The 450-nt window shown below is 62.2% G+C and carries 1 protein-coding gene; it reads right to left on the bottom strand.

Features of this window, described 5'->3' with window-relative positions; all coding sequences use genetic code 11:
- Positions 1-38: 38 nt before the first annotated feature.
- Positions 39-450, bottom strand: a 412-nt coding sequence (locus tag DUK53_RS17690; RefSeq protein ID WP_159502607.1) for a hypothetical protein, incomplete at its 5' end; no start/stop codon positions are given.

Below are 450 nucleotides of genomic sequence, written 5' to 3'. Positions count from 1 at the left end.
CTCCATGCCCTTTCGGGCACTGGGGGGTAGTCATGTCGTCACGCAGCGACGGCCTCCTCGGCAGGCACTGAGTCGTCCACTGCGGACATATCGCCCTTGTCGAGATCCAGGGCTGCGTCAATCTCGATTTGCTCCCTGCGCAATTCGTCGAGACGCGCCTGCTTCTCGAATGGCTTGTCGACCAGCGCCGCCAGATCCTCGGCCTGCGCCTTGAACCCCGCGAGTCGCCGCTGTGTCCCAGCTATGCGTTGCTCAAACTCATACAGTGACAGCGCCTGGTGGGCTGCCTTCAGGACTTGCTGCCCCGACACATGCCACCCCAACGAGTAGTTGACGGCACCGTAGAGGTTCACGAAATACTGACCTTCCGATCTCCTCTCCACGACGAGCTTGAACCCGTTGACTGCGCCAATCTCCTCGCCGGGCTGTGACGCGGCGAGGAGCGCAACC

It is taken from the genome of Listeria sp. SHR_NRA_18 (assembly GCF_003856515.1).
Taxonomy (GTDB): domain Bacteria; phylum Bacillota; class Bacilli; order Lactobacillales; family Listeriaceae; genus Listeria_A; species Listeria_A newyorkensis.
This window is presented reverse-complemented; position numbering and strand designations above follow the sequence as displayed.